Below are 23,878 nucleotides of genomic sequence, written 5' to 3' on the forward strand. Positions count from 1 at the left end.
AGACCGAGCTGCTTTTCTCTTGGCTGTCCAAGCCCACTGGATGGACGTGGGTGGGCATGGCAGTCCGGAACCGTACGCGGCATGGATGCCGCGTCCGAGCCCCCAGGGATGGGTTTACGGCGTGTTCCGGACTGCCATGCCTGCCCGCGTCACTCGCTGATGCTTCACTCCAAACGCGTCGAACTTCAGGCCGCCAGCGGCGCGATCGGCGCGGGCGGTTCGGTCGGGGGTTCGGTGGGTTCGGTCGGGAAATCCCAGTCCGCCTGCGTCAGCACTGGCATCCCGTGCGCCAGGCGCGCCTTGTCGCATTGCGGGCTCGGCGCACCGTACTCCCACGACGCCGGCACTTCCCGGCACACGCTCGGCTTGATCGCGTGGATGCTGCAACGCGCCCGCACCCCGATCTCCGCGTCCAGCGCCACGCAGCGCGGCGATGGCTCCCACGTGCCGCGCATCACCACACGATGCGGGTCGAAACGCTCCGTCAGCGCTTCGGGCACCGTGCCGCCCAGCGTCGGCATGGTCTCGGCCCAGTGGAAGGACACGCGGAAGTGGGCGCAGCAGGCGCCGCAGGTCAGGCAGGGGTGGCTCATGGCCGGTCGGGTCAAGAAGAGGCGCGGCCGGGATGCGGCGCCGGGTCGCGGCATTGTCGCGATTGCCGGGCACCGCGCAAGTGCCGCCCTTCTGACGGTTCAGGCACGGGGCAGACGTGGCCATGCATCGATCGGAACGGCGACAATGGACTCATGGACGCCAGCTCTGATCTCCCCGGGCGCTCGCAAACTGCTCCGACGCCCTGCAACATCGCCGCCAGCCTGCCCCGCCTCGCCGCCGAGGCGCCGGACCGGGTCGCCATGCGGTGTCCCGGCGGGCGGGGGCCCGACGGCTTCGCGCGATACGACCAGGCCCTGACCTACCGCGACCTCGACAACCGCAGCGACGCGATCGCGGCCGGGCTGGCCACCCACGGCATCGCGCGCGGCACGCGCGTCGTGGTCATGGTGCGCCCGTCGCCCGAGTTCTTCCTGCTGATGTTCGCCCTGTTCAAGGCCGGCGCGGTGCCGGTGCTGGTCGATCCCGGCATCGACCGGCGCGCGCTGAAGCAATGCCTGGACGAGGCGGAGGCGGAGGCGTTCATCGGCATCCCGCTCGCCCAGGTCGCGCGGGTGCTGCTGCGCTGGGCCGGCTCGGCGCGGGTGCGGATCACCACTTCGCGGCGGCCCTGGCTGGCCGATGCCACCCTCGCCCATGTCGAGGCCGCGGGTGCGGGCAGCGGCCCGCAACTCGCCGACACCGCACCGGACGACGTCGCCGCGATCCTCTTCACCAGCGGCTCGACCGGCATCCCCAAGGGCGTCGTCTACCGACATCGCCATTTCGCCGCGCAGGTGGACATGCTGGGGCGTGCCTTCGGCATCGAGGCCGGCGGGGTGGACCTGCCGACCTTTCCGCCCTTCGCCCTGTTCGATCCGGCGCTCGGCCTGACGTCGATCATTCCCGACATGGACCCGACCCGGCCCGCCATGGCGGACCCCCGACGGCTGCATCAGGCGATCGAGCGCTTCGGCGTCGACCAGCTGTTCGGGTCGCCAGCCCTGATGGGCGTGCTGGCGCGCCACGGCCAGCCGCTCCCGACCCTGAAGCGGGTGACCTCCGCGGGGGCCCCGGTGCCCGCCGAGGTCGTCGCCCGGATGCGCGAACTGTTGCCGGCGGATGCCGGCTTCTGGACGCCCTACGGGGCCACCGAATGCCTGCCGGTGGCGGTCATCGAGGGCCGCGAACTGCAGGCGGCGCGTGCGGCGACCGAGGCCGGCGCGGGCACCTGCGTGGGCCACCCGGTCCCGCCCAACGAGGTGAGGATCGTCCGCATCACCGACGAAGCCATCGCCGAGTGGCCGGACGCCGAAGGGCTGGCGGCCGGGCAGGTGGGCGAGATCACCGTCGCCGGTCCCACCGTCACCGACACCTACTTCAAGCGCGACGTGCAGACCCGTCTGGCGAAGATCCGCGAAACGCTACCGGATGGCAGCGAACGCGTCGTCCACCGTATGGGCGACGTGGGCTACTTCGATGGCGACGGGCGGCTGTGGTTCTGCGGGCGCAAGTCGCATCGCGTCGAAACGTTCGCTGGCCCGCTGTACACCGAGCAGGTCGAGCCGGTCTTCAACGTGCATCCCCGGGTCCGGCGCACGGCACTGGTCGGGGTCGGTCCACGGGGTCGGCAGGTGCCGGTGCTGTGCGTCGAACTGGCCGAGGGCGTGCCGAAGCGGGAATGGCCCGCCATCGAACAGGCGCTGCGGGCGATCGCCGCCACGCATGCCCACTGCGTCGGCATCGACCGTTTCCTGCGCCACCCGCGTTTTCCCGTCGACATCCGCCACAATGCGAAGATCGGCCGCGAGACGCTCGCGGCCTGGGCGGCGACGCGTTGATACGGGGGGACGTGCGATGAAGATCCTGGTGACCGGGGGCGGTGGCTTCCTCGGGCAGGCGCTGTGCAGGGGGCTGCGCGCGCGCGGCCACCACGTAGTCAGCTACAACCGTGGCCTCTATCCCGAGCTCGAGGCGATCGGCGTGGACCAGGTGCAAGGCGACCTGGCGCGTCGCGATGGCGTGATCGCCGCCGCCGAAGGCTGCGTGGCGGTGTTCCACAATGCCGCCAAGGCCGGTGCGTGGGGGGATTACCAGGGCTACCACGATGCCAATGTGCTGGGCACCGACAACGTGATCGCTGCGTGCCGCGTGCATGGCATCGGCAAGCTGGTCTACACCTCGACGCCCAGCGTAACGCACCGTGCAACCCATCCGGTCGAAGGCGGCACCGCCGACACCGTGCCCTATGGCGAAGACCTCAAGGCGCCGTACGCCCAGACCAAGCTGATCGCCGAGAAGGCCGTGCTTGCGGCAAATTCCAGCACCTTGGCGACGGTCGCCTTGCGGCCGCGGCTGATCTGGGGCGTGGGTGACAACCAGCTGCTGCCGCGTCTGGTCGAACGCGCCGAGGCGGGTCGGCTGCGCTTCGTCGGCGGCGGTCGCAACCGCATCGACACCACGTACGTGGACAACGCGGCCCAGGCGCACTTCGATGCCTTCGACCACCTTGCGGTCGGCAGCGCATGCGCGGGCAAGGCCTATTTCATCAGCAACGGCGAACCGCGCGAGATGCGCGACATCGTCAACGGCCTGCTGGCCGCGGCGGGCGCGCCGACCGTCCATGGCTCGCTGCCGTTCGGCGCCGCCTACGCGATCGGCGCGGCCTGCGAAGGCCTTTGGCCGCTGCTGGGGCTGAAGGGCGAGCCGCCGATGACGCGCTTCCTCGCCGAACAGCTCGCGACCACCCACTGGTACGACATGGGGCCGGCCCAACGCGACTTCGGCTACGTGCCGCGGGTCGGCATTGACGAGGGGCTCACGAGGCTGAAGGCGGACTGGACGTCCCGGCGGACGCTCACGTCGTCCTGATGCGGCCGGGGCGATGCTTCAGCCGTGCCAACGGGGCACGAGAGGAGCCACTCCCATGCTTCACTACGCCATCATCTTCCTGGTGATCGCCCTGATCGCCGCCGTGCTCGGCTTCACCGGCATCGCCGGCGCGGCGAGCAACATCGCCTGGATCCTGTTCGTCGTCTTCCTGATCCTCGCGATCGTGTCGTTCTTCCGCAAGCGCGTCTAGCGCGGCGTTCGACACCCCGGGTCGCCGTGCGGCACGGCTACAATGCCGCATGGCTTCCTTCCCTCATTCGCTCCTGACCGCGATCAAGCCCGTCGCCGGGCGTGCGCTGGAGCAGGCGCTCAACCGGGCGCTGGCAATGGACCCGGATACCCGCGACGCACTGGCGTCGCTGGACGGTCGCTCCGTCGCCCTGCATGTCGCCGCGCCGCCGCTCGCGCTCCAGGTGCGCGTGGCCGGCACGCGGCTGGAAGTCGGGCCCGTCGTCGAGCAGGACGGGTCGCCCGACCTGTCGGTCCGCACCAGTCTCGCCGGGCTCGTCAGCCAACTCCCGTTCCTGCGGAACGATGATGCCCCGCCGGTGGGCCAGCTGCGCGTCGAGGGCGATGCCGAGCTCGCGCGGCGCCTGCAGCGCCTCGCACAACGTTTCGATCCGGACTGGCAGCAGCCGTTCGTGGCCGTGTTCGGTGACGTCCTCGGCGTGCAGGTGGCACAGGCCCTGGCGGCGGCGCTGCGCCATGCGCGCGCGGCCGGCGGCGCATTCGCCACCGCTGCCACCGAGTTCCTGACCGAGGAATCACGCGACATCGTCGGCCGGGACGAACTCAACGCGTTCCACGACGACGTCGATTCGATCCGCGACGACGTCGAACGGCTGGCCTCGCGTGTCGCGCGGCTGCGCGCCGGGACGGCCGGGGGCGCCACGTGAGGTCCGCGTTGCGCGCGTGGCGGATCGGCCGCGTACTGCTGCGCTATCGCCTGGACGACCTGCTCGACGGCACCCCGGCCGAACGCTGGCTCAGGCTCGCGCGGCCCTTCGTTCCGAAAGCGCCGCGAGAGGTGGCGAACGAATCGCGTGGCGCACGCCTGCGCATGGCGCTGCAGGAACTCGGGCCGATCTTCGTCAAGTTCGGGCAGATCCTGTCGACCCGGCGCGACCTGGTGCCGCCCGACGTCGCCGACGAGCTGTCGCTGCTGCAGGACCGTGTCGCGCCGTTCGATGGCGAGCGCGCCCGCGCCATCGTCGAGGAAGCGCTGGAGCGGCCGATCGCCGAGGCTTTCGCCTCGTTCGACACCACTCCGCTGGCGTCCGCGTCGATCGCCCAGGTGCATGCCGCGACGTTGCCGTCCGATCGGGGGCGGCCGGGACGCGAAGTGGTGGTCAAGGTCCTGCGACCGGACATCGAGAAGCAGATCGCCGGCGACATCGCGCTGCTGGGTGCGCTCGCCGCGCTGGTCGAACGCACGCACCCCAACGCCGACAAGATCCGGCCGCGCGCGGTGGTGGACGAAGTCCAGAACACGCTCGCGGCGGAGCTCGACCTGCAGCGCGAAGGCGCGAATGCGAGCGTGCTCCGGCGCTTCTGGAAAGACCACCCGGACGACCTGTACGTGCCGGAGGTGATCTGGACCCACACCGCGGAGCGCGCGCTGACGCTGGAGCGCGTGCATGGCGTCCCTTCGGACGACGTGGAAGCACTGGACGCCGCCGGCATCGACCGCAAGGCCCTGGCCGCCAAGGGCGTGCGCGTGTTCTACACGCAGGTCTTCCGGGACAACTTCTTCCATGCCGACGCGCACGCGGGGAACATCTGGGTCGACAGCGACCCGGCGCGGCGCGCGAACCCGCGCTTCATCGCGCTGGATTTCGGGATCATGGGCCAGCTCTCGGACGAGGACCAGTACTACCTGGCCGAGAACTTCATGGCGATCTTCAACCAGGACTACCGCCGCATCGCCGAACTGCACGTGCAGGCCGGCTGGATGCCGTCGACGATCCGCATCGACGAGCTGGAGGCCGCGGCACGCTCGGTGTGCGAGCCCTACTTCACCCGCCCGCTCAGCGAGATCTCGCTGGCCGAGGTACTGCTCAAGCTGTTCCGGGTCGCGCAGCGCTACGAGCTGACCCTGCAGCCGCAACTGATCCTGCTGCAGAAGACCCTGCTCAACATCGAAGGCGTGGGCCGGCTGCTGGATCCGAAGCTCGACATCTGGGCGGTCGCGCGGCCGGTGCTGCAGAAGATCCTGGTCGAGCGTTACAGCCCGGCGCGGCTGGCGCGCGAGTTCCGCAAGCGCCTGCCGGAGCTGGTGACGCGCGCGCCGGAGATGCCGCGGCTGCTGCACGCGTGGCTGCAACAGCAGGTCGATGGCGAGCATACGCTGCGCATGCAGTCCCGGGACCTCACCGAACTGACCCGGGCGGTCAAGGACCTGCAGCGCCGCACCGTCGCCGCGCTGCTCGGGACCGGCCTGCTGATCGTGGCCGCGGTGATGTACGCGCTGGAGGCCGGCGGCCCGTCCTGGCTGTCGGTGCCGGCGTCCAGCTGGATCGCCGGCCTGGGGGGCGTGTGGGCCCTGCTGGCGGCGTGGCCGCGGCGGCGCTGACTGCCACCGCGGTCCCGGCGATCAGTCCGCTCCGTCGAAATCCCCGGCCACGAACATGCTGAAGCGCTCCGGCACCAGGTGGCGCCGGAGGGCAGCGTTCACGTCCTCGACGGTCAATGCGGCCAGGCGTTCGTCGAACGCGGCCCAATGCGCCATGGTGCGTCCCAGGTAGAGGTTGCGGCCCAGCGTGCCGACCAGGGTGCCGTCCGACGCCAGCGCCTGTTCGCGTTCGACGCGCAATCCGTTCACGGCATCGGCCAGTTCTTCGGCGGTGATGCCGTCCGCGGCCAGCCGCGCGAGTTCCTCGCGGATGCCGGACGCGAGCGCGTCGATGTTCCCGGGCGCGGCGCTCGCCTGGACGATCCAGCGGCCGGCGTCGTCCCGTCCGGTCCGGCTGGCATCCGCGCTGAGGCCGCTGCCGACGCCATAGGTCAGGCCCTCGCGCTGGCGCAGGCGGTCGCCCAGGCGCGACTTGAGGGGATCGCCTCCGAGGATGCGGTCGGCGACCACCAGCGCAGGGTAGTCGGGGTCGTCCTCGTTCAGCGACAGGTTCCCGCGGGCCAGCAGGACGGCGTTGGCCTTGTCGGGGGTTTCCAGCCGCACGTCCACCGGCTCGACCGCGGTATGGCGGGTGTGGATGGGCGCGTAGGGATGCGCGGACGTCCAGTCCGGGAACAGGCGTTCGATCTGCGCCTTCATGGCGTCAGGATCGAAGTCGCCGGTCACCGTGATCTCGCCCTGCGCCGTGCCGTAGAACTCGCGATGGAACGCACGCAGCTCGTCGACGGTGGTGGCGCGCAGCATCGCGAGCGTCTCGTCGGTCGACTGCGCATGCAGGGGATGGCCCTCGGGCCACGGGTCGAAGTGCAGCCCCATGGCATTCGAGGCAACCGGTCCCGGTTCCTTGCGCGACGCCTCCAGGCCGGTGATCGCCTGGCGCTGGAACTGTTCGAACTCGGCCTCGGGGAAGGCCGGGTGGCGCAGCACGTCGGCGGCGAGCTCAAGGGCTTCGGCCACGGTGTCGCGGCGCGACTGCAGGGTGAACCCGGCCGATTGCAGCCCGCCGTTGACGCCCCCGGTCGTGCGCAGGGCATCGAGCCTGTCCGCGATCTGCTGGCGACTGAGGGTGGTACTGCCGCGCATCAGCATCGCGCCGGCCAGGGCGCCGGCCTCGCGCCCCCGCAGGCTCTCCGCATCGCCGAAACGGAAGGTCGCGTTGACGGTCACCACGTCGCCCCGTGTCTCCTTCGGCAGCAGGGCGACATCGAGGGTGCCGATCCGCAGGTGTTCGGTGCGCGCGTCGATGTTGGCGGGCGTCGGGTCGAAGGCCTCGCCGGAGGCGAGCGCCTCCCGGGCGACGTACCCCTCGAGCGCGTCCGCGGCGGTCGGTGCCTCGGGGATGGCGGCGCGATCGGGCGCATCGGTGGGCACGAAACGCGCGAGGGTGCGGTTGCTGCGCTTGAAGTACGCCGTCGCGACGCGGTTGACGTCATCCGCCGTGACCGCCGCGATGCGGTCGCGGCGCAGGAAGTACAGGCGCCAGTCACCCGCCGCGACGGATTCGGTCAGCGCCATCGCGACTGCGTTGACGTTGTTGAAATTCTGCTCGTAGCCATTGGCGATGCGTTGCCGGGCCAGGGCGACCTCCGCGTCGGTGAAGGGTGCCTCGGCCAGCGCTTCGACCTGGGCCAGAAGGGCCTCCTGCAGGGCATCGGCGTCGCCGTCGCGCTGGGTCACGGCGATGACCGTGGCGAGGCCCGCCGCCTGCAGGGTGTCCATTCCGGTGCCGGTGCCGGCCGCGAGGCCGCCCTCGACGAGGGCCTTGTGCAGGCGCCCGCCCGGCGTGTCGCCGAGGATGTTCATCGCCACGGCGAGCGCCGCGCTGTCCGGGTGCGTCGCGGCGGGCACGTGGTAGCCCGCCGCGAGGAGCCGCATGTCGCCGCTGCGGCGCACGGTCACCTCGCGTTCCCCGTCCTGGGTGGGTTCCGTCGTCCAGGCCACCGGCAGGGCCGCCTCCGGACGTTCGATGCCGGCGAAGTGCCGCTGGACCATGGCCAGCGTCGTTGCGGGGTCGATGCGGCCCGCGACGATCAGGGTCCCGTTGTCCGGGCGGTACCAGCGCCGGTAGAACGCCTGCAGGCGCTCGATCGGAACGTGCTCCACGTCCGAGCGGGCTCCGATCGTGGACTGGCCGTAGTTGTGCCACAGGAACGCCGTCGAGCGCAGTCGCTGCATCATCACCGCGCCGGGGTTGTTCTCGCCGCGTTCCATCTCGTTCCGGACCACGGTCATCTCGCTGTCCAGGTCCGCGCGGGCGATGTTGGAATTGACCATCCGGTCGGCTTCCAGGCCGAGCAGCCAGTCGAGCGTGGCGTCATTGGCCGGGAACGACCCGTAATAGTTGGTCCGGTCGAGGGAGGTGGTCGCGTTCTTCTCGATGCCGCGGCGCTGCAGCTCCGCGGGAATCTCCGGATGGGTCGGCGTGCCCTTGAACATCAGGTGTTCGAGCAGGTGCGCCATCCCGGTTTCGCCGTAGTTCTCGTGCACCGAGCCCACGCCGTAGGCGATGTTGACGGTCACCGTTGGCTTGCCCGGATCGGGGAACAACAGCACGCGCAACCCGTTCTCGAGCCGGTATTCGCAGATGCCTTCGATGCACGGGCCCGCATCGATGCCACGAGGGGGATCGATGCCCTGGGCGGCCAGCGAGGGCACGCACAGCGCCAGCGCGATGGCGAGCAGGGCGGGTCGGGTACGGCGGAGCGTCATCGGGACTCCTTTTCACGATGGGAGGGACAGGGGCGACCGGGCACGCATGGCCGCCCCGACGCTACCGGGGGACAATAGACCAGGCCCCCGTCCGAACGAAGCCGGTTCCATGAACGAAGACCCGACCCCATCCGCCGCGCTGCACCTGGATGTCCTGTATCGCGACGAAGTGCTGGCGGTGGTCGACAAGCCGGCGGGCCTGATGGTCCACGACAGCGCGCTGGCCCGTGGGGAGAGCGACTTCGCCGCCGATCGCCTGCGTGCGCAGTTCGACCGGCCGATCTTCCTCGTGCACCGGCTGGACCGCGCCACCAGCGGTTGCCTGCTGTTGGCCTTCGACCGCGACACGGCGTCGGCGCTGGGCAAGGTGCTGATGTCGCGCGAGGTGGAAAAGGCCTACTGGGCGATCTGCCGGGGCTGGCCGGATGAGGCGTTCACCATCGACCATCCGCTGGACGGCGGCCCCGGCAAGCCACTGAAGAAGCCTGCGACCACGCATTTCCAGCGGCTGGCCACCACCGAGCTCGACATCCCGTCGACGGGTTTCGCGACCTCCCGGTACGCATGGCTGGAGGCCCGCCTGGAAACCGGCCGCTACCGGCAGATCCGCCGGCACCTGAAACATGCCAACCACCACCTGCTGGGCGACACCAGCCATGGCGATGGCCGCCATAACCGGACCTTCCGCATGCTGGGTATCCACCGCATGCTGCTGCATGCCCGGCGGTTGGCGTTCCGGCATCCGGACACCGGCAGGCAGGTCGAAGCGCTGGCCCCTCCGGACCGGGCGTTCGCGAAGGCCCTGGCGCTGTTTGGACACCCGGCCCCGGACTGAACTTCAGGGCGTGCCGTCGGCGGGCGTTCCGCGTTGCGCGGCCGTCGCCTGGATATCCTGCTGCATCTGCTCGATCATCGGTCCGAGCAGCTTCTGGGTCGCCAGCATGGTGTTCTGCATCAGCAGCGGCGTCTTGGCCACCAGGTTCTGCCCGGCATCGCTCTCGTAGAAGGCGATCATCGCCTCGACATCCGCCGCGTCGAAGGTCTGCTGGTAGATCTCGCGGTAGATCGGCTGCACGCGCTCCCAGCTCATGGCCTCGCGCATGGTCGCGGTCTGGCGGCGCAGCAGGGCGTCGAGTTCTGCCTGTTCCTCCGCGCTGGGGCTGACCCCCTGTTCGGCCTGTACCTGCGCGACGATCTGTTGCTGCATGGCTTCCAGCTGGGGCCACATGCCGTCCAGCGTGCTGCGCACGCGGGTCAGCTCCATCAGCCGGTCGACCTCGGCATCGCTGGGCGGCGCGGCCCGGAGGGCGGGGCTGGCGCAGGCCAGCAACAGGGCGAGCAGCGGGGTGGCGAGCAGGCGTCGCGTCATCGGGACGGGTCCTTGTGAAGCCGGAGCGGCAGGCTCGCATCCTCGCCGCGTTCGTGATCGGGGTCAAATTCCCCAACGCTGGGCCGTTGCCGGTGGTTCGAACTACAATCGGCGCACTTCATAGCATGTTGGCGGCGTGTCCCTGCAGGTTGGACCCTTGAGAATCGATGACGCGGAACTGGTGGAACGCTTCGTGCGGTCGGCCGGTCCGGGCGGGCAGAACGTGAACAAGGTGGCGACCGCGGTGGAGCTGCGCTTCGATGTCGCCGGTTCACCGTCGCTGCCGGAGGCCGTGCGCGAGCGCCTGTTGGCGCGCCGTGACCGCCGCGTGACCGGCGATGGGGTGCTGGTCATCAGCGCGCAGCGGTTCCGCACCCAGGAGCGCAACCGCGAAGACGCCCGGCAACGGCTCGCGACCTTCATCGAAGCCGGCCTGCACGTACCCAAGCCGCGCATCGCCACCCGTCCGGGACGGGGTGCGAAGGAGCGGCGCCTGGGCGAGAAACGCCAGCGCAGTACCATCAAGCGCGGCCGCTCGCCGCAGAACTGGGAGTAGTCCCCTTGCCCGACCCGACCCCCCTGTTGCCGGCAATCCCGCCGTCCATGCCGCGCGTGCGGCCAAACCGCTTCACCCGCTGGCTGGGCCGCAGCGTGCTGCGCCTGGGTGGGTGGCACGTGGTCGGTCCGGTGCCGGACGTCGCCAAGGCGGTGGTGATCGCCGCGCCGCACTCCTCCAACTGGGACGGAATCTGGGGGTTTGCCGCCAAGCTGGCGCTGGGGCTGGACGTGCGGGTGCTGGGCAAGCACCAGTTGTTCTGGTGGCCGCTGGGGCCGCTGCTGCGCCGCCTGGGCGCCATCCCGATCGACCGCCGGGCACCGCGCGGCACGGTGGAACAGGCGGCCCGCATGATCCGCGACGCGGAGCGGATGTGGTTCGTGATCGCCCCGGAAGGCACCCGCAAGCGGGTGGAGAAGTGGAAGTCCGGCTTCCTGAAGATCGCCCGCGCGGCCGACGTGCCCGTGGTGCCGGCCTATTTCCATTACCCGGAAAAGCGCATCGGTCTGGGGCCCCTGTTCGAGATCGGCCCGGACCTGGAAGCGGAGATGGCACGCATCCGGCAGTGGTACCGCCCGTGGGTGGGGCGCAACCGCGATACCTGCTGACGGCACCGGGCGGATGGCCGGCCGTTTTTGAACCGGGATGCGCTTGCAAAGTGTGCGGAATGGCACGTTTTTTGCGTGACGTTTCGTATGGCCCGGTGCGCCCGTGTGGCGTGGGTCGCCATGGAACGCAGCGATGCGTGCAAACAACCACAACCGGTGGCCCCCCGGTGGCGCGAAGGCGTCGCCCGGGCGGGTTCGCGCCGGGTGACACGGAATGTCGATCATGGCCCACTCGGTGTGCGCACTTGGACCCAATACGCTGCTGAGCGCCCTGGGGCTGTGGTTCGGTCCCAGCCCCGTATCGCCGGTGCCCGGCGAGGACTGGCGGGAGGCCCGCGTCGACGTGCTCATCCATGTCAACCGCCACCAGCCCGACATCGTCTATTGCCTGGCGTCGTTGCTGGCGCAGGACCGGCCGCCGGGACGCGTCATCCTGGTGGATGACGGTGGTGCGGAGCGCGACCACACCGTGCAGATCGCCCGCGAGTTCGCACGGGTCAACGGGCTGGCGCTGGTGGTGGTGGAGCGGGTGTGGTCGATGGGGTGGGCGGCGACCCTGAAGCGCCAGGCGCGTGAACTCGACGGCGACGTGCTCTTCGTGCTTGATGGCAACGTGGTGCTGGAATCGCCCGATTACATCACCCGCTGCGTCCAGACCTTGTACGAAGGGGCGGGGACCGCCAGTGTCCGCGGCCTGCACCGGCCCAGCCGACCGGCAGACCGGGTGCGCTGGGCGGGGACGGAGAGCTTCCGCCATTGGGTCGCGGGTGACGTGTACCGCGATCCGCGGCAACCGGGGGGGCGCATCGGGCGTGCGCTGCATTGGCTGTCGACCTCGGCGCGCGAATGCACCGCGATGTTCCAGCAGCGCTTCCTGGACCGCGGACAGATGGCGCTGTTCGGCGGGGTGGGGGCGCCGACCTTCACCGCGACCGCCTATCGACGCCGGTACCTGAAGGACATGTTCGACCGTTACGAACCGCTGTACGGCGACCGCCTGACCGCGCGTCCGGACCTGTTCATCGCGATGGCGCTCTGCCACGAGGGCTATCACAACAGCCAGGTGGCCGATGTCGTCGCGCATGCCCCGGCGCCCGGGCCGCATGCGTTGCCGGTCGAGCACCACGGTGCCACCGCGGCCTTCCTGCAGGGCTGCCATGCGTTCGATGCCCTGCTGCGCACGCCGGTGAAGTGGCCGCGTTACTGGTGGCACCAGCGCAGCCCCGAGGCGCGCCGGCGACAGGAAGACATGCGCAATGCGCGCCGGGTCGTGGAGGCCTATCGCCAACCGTTCGGCGAGCGCCTGACGCAGCGGCATGGGCGCCCCGTCGGCTGGGTGCTGTTCTTCGCGGTGCTGGAGAAGCTCGCGATGCCGGCGGCGGTGCTGGCGCTGGCCTTCATGGCCGCATGGGGATGGCTGCTCGCCCTGTTGCTCATCGATGCGGCGGTGTGGCTGGCCGTGCTCTGGGCAGTGACCCGGCGCGAAGATCGCCTGGTGATGCTGGGCAAGGGGGTGGCGTCGCTGCCGCTGCGCCACGGCCTGCAGTGGACCGATCTGTTCAGCGTGCTGGTGCTGCCCTGGCGCTGGCCCCGCAAGGCGCTGGTGCGGCCTGCCTGAGTCGCGAGCTCAGCGCTCCGAGGGGCCCGTGTCGTCGTAGCCGCCCCGCACGAACAGGGCGGGCTTGATCAGTTCGGTGAATGCCCGCGCCTGCGGACTCAGGAACTTGCCCTTGCGCACCACCACGCCGTAACTGCGGTCCGGGAACCAGCCGGCCAGCGAGCGTGCACGCAGCCGGTCACGGTCGGTATCGGTGAGGCAGATCGCGGTGACGATGCTGATGCCCAGGCCCATCGCCACGTACTGCTTGATGATCTCCCAGCCGCCGACCTCCAGCGCCACCGTGTAGGGCACGCGCGCGCGCTGGAACACCAGGTCGACCATCCGGTAGGTGGTCAGCCGCTGCGGCGGCAGGATCAGCCCATACGGCGACAGGTCCTCCAGCGCCAGGTCGGGCTTGTTCGCCAAGGGATGCCCGGGCGGCGTGATCAGCATGGGCTCGAAGCGGTGCACCGGGGCGTAGTCGAGGTCGGCGGGCACGTCCAGCATCGAGCCGACCGCGAGGTCGACATCGTCCGAACGCAGCAAGTCCAGGCCACTGGCGCCGGTCACGTTGTGCAGGGTCAACCGCACGTCCGGATGTTCGGCCTTGAAGCGCTCCACGATCGGCGGCAGCAGGTACAGGATCGTCGAGGTGCCGGCGGCGACGTTGAGTGCCCCGGCGTCCATGCCCTGCATGCGTTCGCGGAAGGCGCCGTCGATGCCGTCCAGCCCTTCCACCAGCGGGCGCGCCAGTTCGTACAGCGCCTCGCCCTCGCGGGTCATGACCAGGCGCCGGCCGCTGCGTTCCAGCAGCTTCACGCCCATCTCCCGTTCCAGCGCCTGCAGCTGCAGCGTCACCGCGGGCTGGCTGACGTACAGCGCCTCTGCCGCACGCGACACCGAGCCCAGGCGGGCGGTCTGGCAGAACGCCCGGAGCGGCTTGAGGCGGTCGGCCTTGTAGGAAAACCGCGGCACGCTGGCGCTTTTGCGTGGCATTGGAACTCCGTATAAGCAGAACTTATGTTGTGCATTGCAAAAACTTGATTGTCAAATACCCGACGCCGCCGCATGGTGCCAGACACGGCCGGGAGCTCCCGTCCGCGTTATCCGGAACCGCAGGAGATCCATGATGTCGGCAGTGATGGCAGACCGCCGGGCCCCGGCCCGCGACGACACCCCCGCCCTGGCGGGCATCGAAGTGCTGGCCCGGCACCCCGGGCAGGACGCGCTCCTCACCCCGGCCGCCCTCCGGCTGCTGGCCGACCTGCACCGCGGTTTCGAAGCCCGCCGCCAGGCACGCCTGCAGGACCGCCGCGAGCGCCAGGCCTTCTTCGACGCCGGCGGCGTACCGGATTTCCGCGAGGACACCGCCGGCATCCGCGCCGCCGACTGGCGCGTCGCGCCCATCCCCCGCGCGCTGCTCGACCGCCGCGTCGAGATCACCGGTCCGGTCGACCCGAAGATGGTCATCAATGCGCTGAACTCCGGCGCGCAGTGCTACATGGCTGATTTCGAGGACAGCACCTCGCCGACCTGGGGCAACCTGGTCGAAGGCCAGCAGGCGCTGCAAGGCGCGGTCGCGGACACGCTCACGCACACCACCCCCGGGCGCGACGGTGCGCCGGGCAAGCACTACACGCTCAAGCCCTTCGCCGAGCAGGCGGTGCTGATCGTCCGCCCGCGCGGCTGGCACCTCGACGAGAAGCACGTTCGCGTCGACGGCCAGCCCATTGCCGCCAGCCTGTTCGATGCGGCGCTGTTCTGTTTCCACAATGCGGACGTGCTCGCCGCGAAGGATCGCGGACCCTACCTGTACCTGCCCAAGCTGCAGTCGATGGAGGAGGCGGTCCTGTGGGACGACGTGCTTGGCCACGTCGAGCAGGCGCTGGGCCTGCCGGCCGGGCAGGTCAAGGTCACGGTGCTGATCGAGACCCTGCCGGCGGCGTTCGAGATGGACGAGATCCTGCACGCCCTGCGGGGCCGCATCGTCGGCCTGAACTGCGGGCGCTGGGACTACATGTTCTCGTACATCAAGACCTTCCGCGCCCACCGCGACAAGGTCCTGCCGGAGCGCGGCCAGGTCACCATGGCACAGCCGTTCCTGCAGGCCTATGCCGAGCTGCTGGTGCAGACCTGCCACAGGCGTGGCGCCCACGCGATGGGTGGCATGGCCGCGCAGATCCCGGTGTCCGGCACCGACCCGGCCAGCGTCGAGGCCAACGCCGCCGCACTCGCCAAGGTGCGCGCCGACAAGCTGCGCGAAGTGACGCTCGGCCACGACGGCACCTGGGTCGCGCACCCGGCGCTGATCCCGGTCGCCCGCGCGGTGTTCGACGAACGCATGCCCGGTCGCCACCAGCAGAACGTGCTGCGCGAGGACGTCAGCGTGTCGCGCGACGACCTGGTACGCCCGCCGCTGGGCACGATCACCCGCGCCGGGTTCGAGGGCAACGTCGATGTCTGCGTGCGCTACCTCGCGGCGTGGCTGGACGGCAATGGCTGCGTGCCCATCCACCACCTGATGGAAGACGCCGCCACCGCCGAGATCGCCCGAGCGCAGCTCTGGTCATGGCTGCACAGCGATGGCCTGCACCTCGACGACGGCACCGAAGTCGACTTCGCGCTGCTCGAGCGCGCGCTGATCGGCCTGCCCGCCCGCCTCGGCGACCGCGCCGCGCTGCCCGGCGGCAGCCGCATCAACGAGGCGATCGGCGTGCTCGACCGCCTGACGCATGCCGACACACTCGAAGAGTTCCTCACCCTGCCGGCGTACGCACGGCTGGACTGACCGCCCGACCCGATGCCGGGGCATCCGCTCCGGCGCCCCCGCCACGCGCCGCGCACCGCTGTCCGTTTCCGCCGTTCGCCCCGCGACACACGAAGAAAGGACCACCGCCATGAGCCACCACCAGACCACCGCCGACCAGTTGCGCCAGGCATGGGCGAGCAGCCCGCGCTGGGCCGGGATCACCCGCCCGTACTCCGCCGAGGACGTCGTCCGCCTGCGCGGTACCGTGCAGGTCGAGCATTCGCTCGCCCGCCTCGGTGCCGACAAGCTGTGGCACTCGCTGCAGACCGAGGACTTCGTCAACGCCCTGGGCGCGCTGACCGGCAACCAGGCCATGCAGCAGGTCAAGGCCGGCCTCAAGGCCATCTACCTGTCCGGCTGGCAGGTCGCCGCCGACGCCAACCTCGGCGGGCAGATGTACCCCGACCAGTCGCTGTACCCGGCCGACTCGGTGCCGGCGGTGGTCAAGCGCATCAACAACACCCTGCTGCGCGCCGACCAGATCCAGTGCGCCGAACGCAATGGCGGCGAGGGCGGCGGCGACGTCGACTTCCTGCAGCCGATCGTGGCCGATGCCGAAGCGGGCTTCGGCGGCGTGCTCAACGCCTTCGAGCTGATGAAGGGCATGATCGAAGCCGGCGCCGCCGGCGTGCATTTCGAGGACCAGCTGGCCTCGGCCAAGAAGTGCGGCCATCTGGGCGGCAAGGTCCTGGTGCCCACACGCGAGGCCGTCGACAAGCTGGTCGCCGCGCGCCTGGCCGCCGACGTGATGGGCGTGCCGACCCTGATCGTCGCCCGCACTGACGCGGAGGCCGCCGACCTGCTGACCAGCGACATCGACGACAACGACAAGGACTTCTGCACCGGCGAGCGCACCGTCGAGGGCTTCTACAAGACCCGCAACGGCCTCGACCAGGCGATCAGCCGCGGCCTGGCCTACGCGCCCTATGCCGACCTGGTGTGGTGCGAGACCGGCAAGCCCGACCTCGAGTTCGCCCGCAAGTTCGCCGAGGCGATCCACGCGAAGTACCCGGGCAAGCTGCTGGCCTACAACTGCTCGCCCAGCTTCAACTGGAAGAAGAACCTCGACGACGCCACCATCGCGAAGTTCCAGAAGGAAATCGCGTCGTACGGCTACAAGTTCCAGTTCATCACCCTGGCCGGCTTCCACGCGCTCAACTACGGCATGTTCAACCTCGCCCATGGGTACGCGCGCCGCCAGATGAGCGCCTTCGTCGAGCTGCAGGAGGCCGAATTCGCCGCCGCCGAGAAGGGCTTCACCGCGGTCAAGCACCAGCGCGAGGTCGGGACCGGCTACTTCGATGCGGTCACCCAGACCATCCAGGGCGGACAGTCGTCCACGGTCGCGCTGAAGGGATCGACCGAAGAGGAGCAGTTCCAGGGCGACGCCAAGGCGCTGGCCGCCTGATCGTAGCGCCGCTGCCGTGCCGGCCCGACCCCGGGTGGACCGTTCGTCCGCCCGGGGCCGGGCCTTCCATTGTGTGACGCAGGTAGTGCTATCCTCGGTGGGACTGCGTCATTCAGGTTCGCAGGCCCTGTACATGGACCACGGCGTCAAAGCCCCGGGGGATGGAGATGAACCGCGGTACTGCTGCGCTGACAGGCTCGGCTCGCCCGGTGCGTAGCGCGATGAGCGCCGCACCCCTGTCCCTGCGCGCGTCCGAAATGAGTTCAGCCGTACTCAGTGCCGGCGAGTTCGGCCTGTTCGCCCATGCCGGGCGCATGCGCGAGGCGCGCGCCGGCGAGCCGCTGTTCCGCCGCGGCGACCTGGGTACCACCATGTTCGTCATCGAGGATGGCGAGGTCGACCTGCACTTCGGTGACGACCTGGTGGGCAAGCGCCTGGGGCCGTACGAATTCTTCGGCGAGCTCGGCCTGTTGATCGGCAACCACGCACGCACCGCCGATGCCGTCGTCGCCCGAGATGCGCGCCTGCTTGAACTCCACCACCAGGAATTCGAGTCCCTCGTGGACCGCGACCCGATCATGGTCGGCGCGTTCCTGCGGCGCGCGATCACCCGCGTGGTGCTCAACGAGCAGTCGCTGATCCGCCGCCTGCGTCGCCGCAACCACGACCTGCAGGCCGCGCTCGACACCCTCCACGCCACCACCCGCCAGCTCAACCAGACCGAGGAGCTGGTCCGCACCGACGAGCTCACCGGCCTGTACAACCGCCGCGGCCTGATGCTGCACCTCGACGAATGCCGCACCATCGGCATGCCGCCGACCATGGGCCTGGTGCTGGTGGACTGCGACCGTTTCAAGCAGGTCAACGACCATCACGGCCACGTGGCCGGCGACCGGGTCCTGCAAAGCGTGGCCAGCATCCTGCGGGCGGTCGTCGGGCCCGATGACATCGCCTGCCGGCTCGGCGGCGACGAGTTCTGCCTGGTGGTGCGCGCCGGTACGGCCGACGAAGTCATGCGCTTCGCCCATTACGTGGTACGGACCGCGCAGAGCCTGCTGGAGCTCGATGGCGAGCCGGGCGACGATGCCGATGCGCCCCCCATCATCTGCCCCTTGAGCGTCGGGGCCTGCCTGGTGGCGGGCAACGCCGACTGGACGGACTGGTACGGACGCGCCGACCTGGCGCTGTACCGGGCCAAGCGGTCGGGCGGCGACCGCGTCGAGTGGCAGGACGCCCACGCGCCGGAGGATTGAGGATGGAAGGGGTTAGGGACGACGCCGGACACCATGAGGGCCAGGGGCCGAACGACGGCCATGCCCAGGAGAATCCTCGCAGCCCGCAGCTGCGCACCTTGCTGCTGCTCGACATCTGCGATTCGACCCAACTGGTCGAAGTGCTGGGGGATACCGCCGCCGCCCAGTTGTTCCGCGAACACGACCGCCTGGTCCTGCGCCTCCAGCAGCAGTGGCGTGGACGCCTGATCGATCGGTCCGACGGCTTGCTGCTGCTGTTCGAACGCCCCATCGACGGCCTCGGGTTCGCGCTGGACTACCTGCTCGGCCTGCGCGACATCGGCCGCTTGCGCGAACTCGACCTGAAGGCCCGTGCCGGCCTGCACGTCGGCGAAGTGCTGACCTGGCGCAACAGCGACGAAGCCGTGCGCCTGGGCGCGAAGCCGCTCGAGGTCGAAGGCCTGGCCAAACCGATGGCCGCGCGGCTGATGTCGATCGCCCGCCCCGGCCAGATCCTGTTGTCCGCGGTCGCGGAACCGCTGGTGCACCGCGCCGTGCGCGACATCGGCGAGCGCGGACAGTCGCTGGTATGGAAATCCCACGGGCGCTGGCGCTTCAAGGGGGTCACCGAACGGCAGGAGATCTTCGAGGTCGGCGAGCCCGGCCTGGTGCCGCTCAAGCGGCCCATCGAAAGTCCCAAGGCGCGACGCGACGTCCCGTCCTGGCGCCGGCCCGCGGCACTCGCGGCCGAAGCGGCGCTGGTGGCGGCCATCGCCGTGGGGGGCTGGTTCGCGACCCGGCCACCGCCTGCGATCGCGTTCAACGAGCGCGACTGGGTCGTGGTGGGCGACATGCGCAACCTGACCGGCGACGCCCGCCTCGACGACTCGCTCGAACAGGCCTTCCGCATCAGCCTGGAGCAGTCCCGCTTCGTCAACGTGCTGTCCGACCTGAAAGTGCGCGATTCGCTGGGACGCATGGAACTGGATCCGGGCACCGTGGTCGATCGCAACGTGGGCGCGGAGATCGCGCTGCGCGAGGGCGTGCGCGCCGTCGTGCTGCCGACCGTTTCCGAAGTCGGCGGCAAGCTGCGGGTCAGTGTCGAAGTCGTCGACCCGGCCACCGGCAGCACGGTGCACGCCCTGCAGGCGCAAGGCCAGGGCAGCGATTCCGCGCTGGCGTCGATCGACCGGGTGGTGGCGTCCCTGCGGACCGACCTGGGCGAGGCGCTGGCCGCGGTCGACGGGACCGCCGCGCCCCTGCCACAGGTGACGACGTCGAACATCGATGCCCTGCGTGCGTATGCGCTGGGACAGACCGCTTTCGCCGAGGACCGCGCGGACGAAGCGATCCGGCTGTACCGGCAGGCGATCGAACTGGACCCCGATTTCGCACTGGCACACCAGGCGCTGGCCCGCGTCCATACCGCGTTGAGCGATCGCCAGCGCGCCCTCGTGCACCTGCAGCGGGCGCTGGAGCTGAAGGCGCACCTGCCGCCGCGCGACCGCCTTTACCTGGACGCGTGGCATGCGGAGCTGCTCCTGCCCGGCGAGGCGCTGTCGCGCTGGAAAGTGCTGGCATCGATGTATCCGGACTCGCTGCCGGGACAGGCGAACGTGGCGGGACACCAGTTCAAGCGCAACGAGTACGCCGCGAGCCTGGCGGCGCTGGAAGACATCAACCTGCCGCAACAGCCGATGCAGGGCGTCGTCGCCGACATGATGGGACGCGCGTTGCTGGCCCAGGGGCGGCTGGACGAAGCGAAGCTGCGTTTCGATGCCGCCGAAGCCGTGACGCCGGGCATCTCCCTGCGGCGGCGTGCCTGGTGGCTGGCGGCCCAGGACAAGCCTGGCGAGGCACGCGCGCTCATCGAAGCGATGCCGTCCCGGGGGGTCGTCACCGAGGACCTCGTGCGGTACATCGATCTCGCCACCCTCGCTGCCGACGAGGGCCAGTGGGACACGGCAGGCGCCGCATACGCGCGTGCGCGCGAAGCGCTCGACGGGTCCGACAGCCCGCTGGCCCGGCAGTTCGAGCTTGAAGTGGCCGCACTCGACGCGCTGCGCAACGGCGATGGCGGTGCCGCCCCGTCGCGGCTCGAGGCCCTGGCCCGCCGCCAGCTGGAGGCGTTCGGGCAGCCCGACAATGCGAACCGCGTGGACGACGCGTTCATGGCGCTGGTCGCCGCGTACCTGGCGCAACGCGGTGGCGACGCGACCGTCGGCCGCCAGGTGCTGGCCGCGCTCCACGACGACCTGCCCGCGCTGGAGGGCACGCAGGTCGAAGACATGGCGGCGGTGGTCGAGTCGGGCCAGGCGCGGCTGTCGGGGGATGCCGGGCGCGCCATCGCCCTGCTGCAGCCGCAGGTGCGCGGGGCCGGCCTGGTCCAGGCCCACGTGGCGATGTGGGAGGCACTCAACGCGGCAGGCCGCCATGACGAGGCGCTGGAGCGCGCGCGCTGGCTGCAGGCCCAGCAGCCGCGCGCCTACGCCGAAGCCAACGCCTCGCAGGTCCTGCAACTGATGAACGTGGTCGATACACGCCTGGCGCACCTGCAGGCGGCACGGTCGCTGCAGGCGGGGGGCGACGCCGAGGGCGCCCGCGCCGAGGTGGACCGGCTCCTCGACACCTGGCCGCGGAGCCGGTGGCCCGATTACTTGCTGCGCAGCACCGAGTCCATCTTGCCCGCCTCGAAGGCGAACACCACGATGTGATTGGTCTGCGCGGTCAGGTGGCTCTTCAGCGCCTCGCGTGACTGCTGGATTTCTTCCTTGGAGGCCAGCGTGCCGGTCGTCATGCAGTAGAACGCCTCGCCCTGGGCCGGAACGCCGCTGGCTTCGCCGAAGCTGGCCGGCGCATAGCCGATGCCCGCCATCGCCGCACGCGGGTTGGCCTGGAATTCGGCACGGAAGCGATCATCGTTGCCGAGCAGGTCGAGCAGCTTGTCGGCCTCTGCAGCCGACAGGGTGGGGTGCTGTCCCCCTTTCGAAGTATCGGTCATCGCGCAATCTCCCCGTTGCGGCCCGGCGGGCCGTAAGCTTGCGAATCTAAGGGCTGGGCCGCGTGCCGACAAGCAGGCATGCCGGCATGGGCACGCGGGCATCGCGGTCGCCCGGCCATTCTTTATCTTCAGGACACAGGAGGCCTGGATGCGGATCCGCCGCTGCGCGATCCTGCTGATCGAGCCGCGCGAGTCGGCCGTCTTCGACTTCGGCAGTCTGCTTCGTGGCGGCGATGGCGTGGCGCGGCGTCGCCGTCTGGTCGCGCTGGCCGCCCATCTCGACGCCGAGGTGGAGATCGATGCCGAAGCCTGCCGCGTGCTCACCGCGCTGAGCCCCGGCGAATGGACCGGGGCCGCCGCCGCGGACGTCCCGGAAGCATGCCTGGCCTTCCTCCTCGAGTCGGGTCTGGTGCTGTCCGATGCCCCCGCCCATGCCACCATGGCGGCGCGGGACCAGCGCATGCGCGACGCGCATTGGCACCCGCTGGCGGCCACCCTCCATGCCTTCACCCGCTGGGACGGCGTGGAAGCGGTGGCGCACATGCGCGAAAGCGGGCTGGACCGGGCGGAGGGCCTGCGTGCCTCGCTGGGCCCGCCGCCGGCTGCCGATCCCCCCGGCGACGGAGAGGGCGTCGTGCTGCCCTGGGCCCCGCCGACCGCGTTCGACGCGCTGCTGGCACGCCGTACGACCTGCCGCAACTTCGACACCGCGCGCGCGCTGCCTTTCGACAGCTTCGCACAGGTGCTGCAGCGGGTGTTCGCGGCACAGGCGCAGGTCCATGTCGCGGAAGACACCGTGTTCATGAAGAAGAACGTGCCGTCCGGCGGCGGCCTGCACCCGATCGATTGCCACCTCGTCCTGCAGCGCGTGGAGGGCATGGCGGACGGGATCTATCGCTACGATCCCTTGCGTCATGCGCTGCACCCGCAGCCCGCACCGGACGTCCCGGTCCGTGCGTTCCTGGAGCAGGCGATGGCCGGCCAGCACTGGTTCGCCGACGCCCATTGCGCGGCGGTGCTGGTGCCCCGTTTCGACCGCAGTTTCTGGAAATACCGCCAGCACGCGAAGGCCTACCGCGTGGTGCTGATGGAGGCGGGCCACCTGTCCCAGATGCTGTACCTGGCGGCGACGGAGGCCGGCCTGGGCGCCTTCGTGACAGGGGCGGTCAATGACCGCCAGCTGGAGCGCGCGTTGGGGCTGGATCCGGCCCGGCAGGGTATCCTGGCGATCGGCGGCTTCGGCTGGCGGGCCCCCCGGATGGAAACGGCCGAGTTCGACCCCGCCGGTGAAGTATGGGCGCCGCGAGGGGAGTGAAACCGGGCACTCGACAGGCCCCTTGCGGCTCGGCTAGCCTCGCTTTTCCGCAATCGTGCAACGAAACAGGGGACCCCCATGTGCAGGAAGCTCGTTACCTTCGTCGTGGCTGCAAGCCTGGCCATGGCCTCCTCGGCCTGGGCGGGGGAGACCGAATCGCTCAACCTCGATGAAGTACGCAGCCAGCAGGCCGATATCCGTGCCGGCGTCAATGCCGCCACCGGCATCTACGAAGACATGAGCGAAGCGAACCGGCGGCAATTGCTGGAGCGCCAGGACCGCGTGCTGCGTGCCATCGACGGAAAGACCCGCGGCGCCGAGCTCACCGAAGATGCGCAGATCGCCGTGTTCAACGATCTCGAGTGGATCGAGGCGGCCATCAACAGGGCGGAAGACGAGCGCATGGTCTGCGAACGCCGCAAGCAGCTGGGCAGCAACCGCAAGGAACGGGTCTGCATGACGGTCGCCCAGCAGCGCGAGATGCGCGAGCGCGCCCGTGCCGAGATGATGCGGGGCGACCGCAACATGCGCGTCGGCAACTGAGGGCCTGCGCGGCGCGGGTCGTCACTGACCGGGCAAGACGAGCAGGGGCTCGGGCCGGCTGGCTTGAGCCCCCGTTTTTTGCGGCGTATCTTCGAAGCTTCCCCCGCTTCGGAGCATGACCATGGGCAAGTCCACGTTGTTCTTTGGTGCCGTCGTCCTCCTGGCCCCGGCCTTGGCGCTGGCCAGCGCCGACAAGGTCGGGCAGATCCTCGAGCAGCAACGGTACATCCAGGAACAGACCGAGAAGTCGACCGGCGACTACGCCCGCTTCAACCCCGAGGCGCGGCAACGCATCGAGAGCGCGCAGACGCAGATCTTCGACCTGCTGGACGGCGTGACCTCGGTCGACCAGTTGCCCGGCAGCGAACAGGCCGAACTGTTCAACGCGCTCGAGGAGGTCAAGGCCGTGCTGACCGAGAACGAGGACGATCGCCAGGAATGCTGGCGGGAGCACAAGGTCGGGACCAACATGAAGGAGACGCGCTGCGCGACCGTGGCCGAACTGCGGGCCGTCCAGCAGGACACCCGTGGCTACCTGGATCGTGCGACCCGCTGCAGCGGCGATTGCGGAAGCGGCAGGGGGCTGGAAGGCGGGCTGTAGGCGAGCCGCGCG

At 70.2% G+C, this 23,878-nt stretch carries 21 protein-coding genes; 16 read left to right on the top strand and 5 right to left on the bottom strand.

Going from position 1 to position 23,878, the window contains the following annotated elements:
* Nucleotides 1-185 precede the first annotated feature (185 nt).
* The gene (locus tag H4F99_RS10145; RefSeq protein ID WP_182669619.1) at nt 186-593 is read right to left on the bottom strand and encodes a YkgJ family cysteine cluster protein; all 408 of its coding nucleotides are present in this window, start codon (nt 591-593) and stop codon (nt 186-188) included.
* A gap of 153 nt (nt 594-746) precedes the next feature.
* Between H4F99_RS10145 and oleC the strand changes: the two genes are divergently transcribed.
* From oleC to ubiB, 5 genes are read left to right on the top strand one after another with little or no spacing between them, the layout of a single operon-like run.
* Nucleotides 747-2,432 carry an olefin beta-lactone synthetase gene (oleC, locus tag H4F99_RS10150; RefSeq protein ID WP_182669620.1) on the top strand — a complete coding sequence of 562 codons (1,686 nt, stop codon included), beginning with the start codon at nt 747-749 and terminating at the stop codon, nt 2,430-2,432.
* Between the two features lie 16 nt (nt 2,433-2,448).
* Nucleotides 2,449-3,462: a 2-alkyl-3-oxoalkanoate reductase gene (gene oleD / locus H4F99_RS10155; RefSeq protein ID WP_182669621.1), complete on the top strand. Its 1,014-nt coding sequence runs from the start codon at nt 2,449-2,451 to the stop codon at nt 3,460-3,462.
* A gap of 55 nt (nt 3,463-3,517) precedes the next feature.
* Entirely contained in the window at nt 3,518-3,673 is a 156-nt protein-coding gene (locus H4F99_RS10160; protein WP_182669622.1) for a DUF1328 domain-containing protein, read from the top strand.
* Between the two features lie 49 nt (nt 3,674-3,722).
* On the top strand, nt 3,723-4,379 hold the full coding sequence (locus tag H4F99_RS10165) for a ubiquinone biosynthesis accessory factor UbiJ (RefSeq protein WP_182669623.1): 657 nt from the start codon (nt 3,723-3,725) through the stop codon (nt 4,377-4,379).
* On the top strand, nt 4,376-6,055 hold the full coding sequence (gene ubiB / locus H4F99_RS10170; protein WP_182669624.1) for a ubiquinone biosynthesis regulatory protein kinase UbiB: 1,680 nt from the start codon (nt 4,376-4,378) through the stop codon (nt 6,053-6,055). Before H4F99_RS10165 ends, ubiB begins: the two co-directional genes overlap by 4 nt.
* A 21-nt stretch (nt 6,056-6,076) precedes the next feature.
* Here the strand turns inward: ubiB and H4F99_RS10175 are convergent, their stop codons facing one another.
* Nucleotides 6,077-8,824, bottom strand: coding sequence for a M16 family metallopeptidase (locus H4F99_RS10175; protein WP_182669625.1), 2,748 nt, complete (start codon nt 8,822-8,824; stop codon nt 6,077-6,079).
* Between the two features lie 109 nt (nt 8,825-8,933).
* On the opposite strand from H4F99_RS10175, the gene H4F99_RS10180 reads away from it, so the two are divergent.
* The gene (locus H4F99_RS10180; RefSeq protein WP_246371681.1) at nt 8,934-9,659 is read left to right on the top strand and encodes a pseudouridine synthase; all 726 of its coding nucleotides are present in this window, start codon (nt 8,934-8,936) and stop codon (nt 9,657-9,659) included.
* Nucleotides 9,660-9,662: 3 nt separating this feature from the next.
* Here the strand turns inward: H4F99_RS10180 and H4F99_RS10185 are convergent, their stop codons facing one another.
* Complete coding sequence (locus tag H4F99_RS10185) at nt 9,663-10,193, bottom strand: DUF2059 domain-containing protein (RefSeq protein WP_182669627.1); 531 nt, start codon at nt 10,191-10,193, stop codon at nt 9,663-9,665.
* Between the two features lie 136 nt (nt 10,194-10,329).
* Here H4F99_RS10185 and arfB point away from each other — a divergent pair, with 136 nt between their 5' ends.
* The 3 genes from arfB (at nt 10,330) to H4F99_RS10200 (ending at nt 12,975) form a co-directional block, all read left to right on the top strand.
* Nucleotides 10,330-10,749, top strand: coding sequence for an alternative ribosome rescue aminoacyl-tRNA hydrolase ArfB (arfB, locus tag H4F99_RS10190; RefSeq protein WP_182669628.1), 420 nt, complete (start codon nt 10,330-10,332; stop codon nt 10,747-10,749).
* 5 nt (nt 10,750-10,754) lie between these two features.
* Nucleotides 10,755-11,357, top strand: a complete 603-nt coding sequence (locus H4F99_RS10195) for a lysophospholipid acyltransferase family protein (protein WP_281369243.1) — start codon at nt 10,755-10,757, stop codon at nt 11,355-11,357.
* A gap of 223 nt (nt 11,358-11,580) precedes the next feature.
* Nucleotides 11,581-12,975, top strand: coding sequence for a glycosyltransferase (locus tag H4F99_RS10200; RefSeq protein ID WP_182669629.1), 1,395 nt, complete (start codon nt 11,581-11,583; stop codon nt 12,973-12,975).
* Nucleotides 12,976-12,984: 9 nt separating this feature from the next.
* Here H4F99_RS10200 and H4F99_RS10205 read toward each other — a convergent pair whose 3' ends face one another.
* Entirely contained in the window at nt 12,985-13,953 is a 969-nt protein-coding gene (locus tag H4F99_RS10205; RefSeq protein WP_182669630.1) for a LysR family transcriptional regulator, read from the bottom strand.
* A 133-nt stretch (nt 13,954-14,086) separates the two neighbouring features.
* On the opposite strand from H4F99_RS10205, the gene aceB reads away from it, so the two are divergent.
* The 4 genes from aceB to H4F99_RS10225 all read left to right on the top strand — a co-directional run bounded on the left by aceB (nt 14,087) and on the right by H4F99_RS10225 (nt 21,120).
* The gene (gene aceB, locus H4F99_RS10210) at nt 14,087-15,745 is read left to right on the top strand and encodes a malate synthase A (RefSeq protein WP_182669631.1); all 1,659 of its coding nucleotides are present in this window, start codon (nt 14,087-14,089) and stop codon (nt 15,743-15,745) included.
* Between the two features lie 109 nt (nt 15,746-15,854).
* Nucleotides 15,855-17,174 (top strand): isocitrate lyase, encoded by a 1,320-nt coding sequence (gene aceA, locus H4F99_RS10215; protein WP_182669632.1) that lies wholly within the window; start codon nt 15,855-15,857, stop codon nt 17,172-17,174.
* Nucleotides 17,175-17,395: 221 nt separating this feature from the next.
* Nucleotides 17,396-18,427, top strand: coding sequence for a GGDEF domain-containing protein (locus H4F99_RS10220; RefSeq protein WP_246371689.1), 1,032 nt, complete (start codon nt 17,396-17,398; stop codon nt 18,425-18,427).
* A gap of 2 nt (nt 18,428-18,429) precedes the next feature.
* The gene (locus H4F99_RS10225; RefSeq protein WP_182669634.1) at nt 18,430-21,120 is read left to right on the top strand and encodes a putative peptide modification system cyclase; all 2,691 of its coding nucleotides are present in this window, start codon (nt 18,430-18,432) and stop codon (nt 21,118-21,120) included.
* Here the strand turns inward: H4F99_RS10225 and H4F99_RS10230 are convergent.
* Complete coding sequence (locus H4F99_RS10230) at nt 21,060-21,407, bottom strand: NHLP-related RiPP peptide (protein ID WP_182669635.1); 348 nt, start codon at nt 21,405-21,407, stop codon at nt 21,060-21,062. The two genes, H4F99_RS10225 and H4F99_RS10230, sit on opposite strands and share 61 nt — an antisense overlap.
* A 148-nt stretch (nt 21,408-21,555) precedes the next feature.
* On the opposite strand from H4F99_RS10230, the gene H4F99_RS10235 reads away from it, so the two are divergent.
* The 3 genes from H4F99_RS10235 to H4F99_RS10245 all read left to right on the top strand — a co-directional run bounded on the left by H4F99_RS10235 (nt 21,556) and on the right by H4F99_RS10245 (nt 23,866).
* Nucleotides 21,556-22,722 carry a putative peptide maturation dehydrogenase gene (locus H4F99_RS10235; protein WP_182669636.1) on the top strand — a complete coding sequence of 389 codons (1,167 nt, stop codon included), beginning with the start codon at nt 21,556-21,558 and terminating at the stop codon, nt 22,720-22,722.
* 78 nt (nt 22,723-22,800) lie between these two features.
* Nucleotides 22,801-23,265 (top strand): hypothetical protein, encoded by a 465-nt coding sequence (locus H4F99_RS10240; protein WP_182669637.1) that lies wholly within the window; start codon nt 22,801-22,803, stop codon nt 23,263-23,265.
* Nucleotides 23,266-23,386: 121 nt separating this feature from the next.
* The gene (locus tag H4F99_RS10245; RefSeq protein ID WP_182669638.1) at nt 23,387-23,866 is read left to right on the top strand and encodes a hypothetical protein; all 480 of its coding nucleotides are present in this window, start codon (nt 23,387-23,389) and stop codon (nt 23,864-23,866) included.
* Nucleotides 23,867-23,878 lie beyond the last annotated feature (12 nt).

The organism is Marilutibacter penaei (assembly GCF_014145395.1).
Lineage (GTDB): Bacteria > Pseudomonadota > Gammaproteobacteria > Xanthomonadales > Xanthomonadaceae > Marilutibacter > Marilutibacter penaei.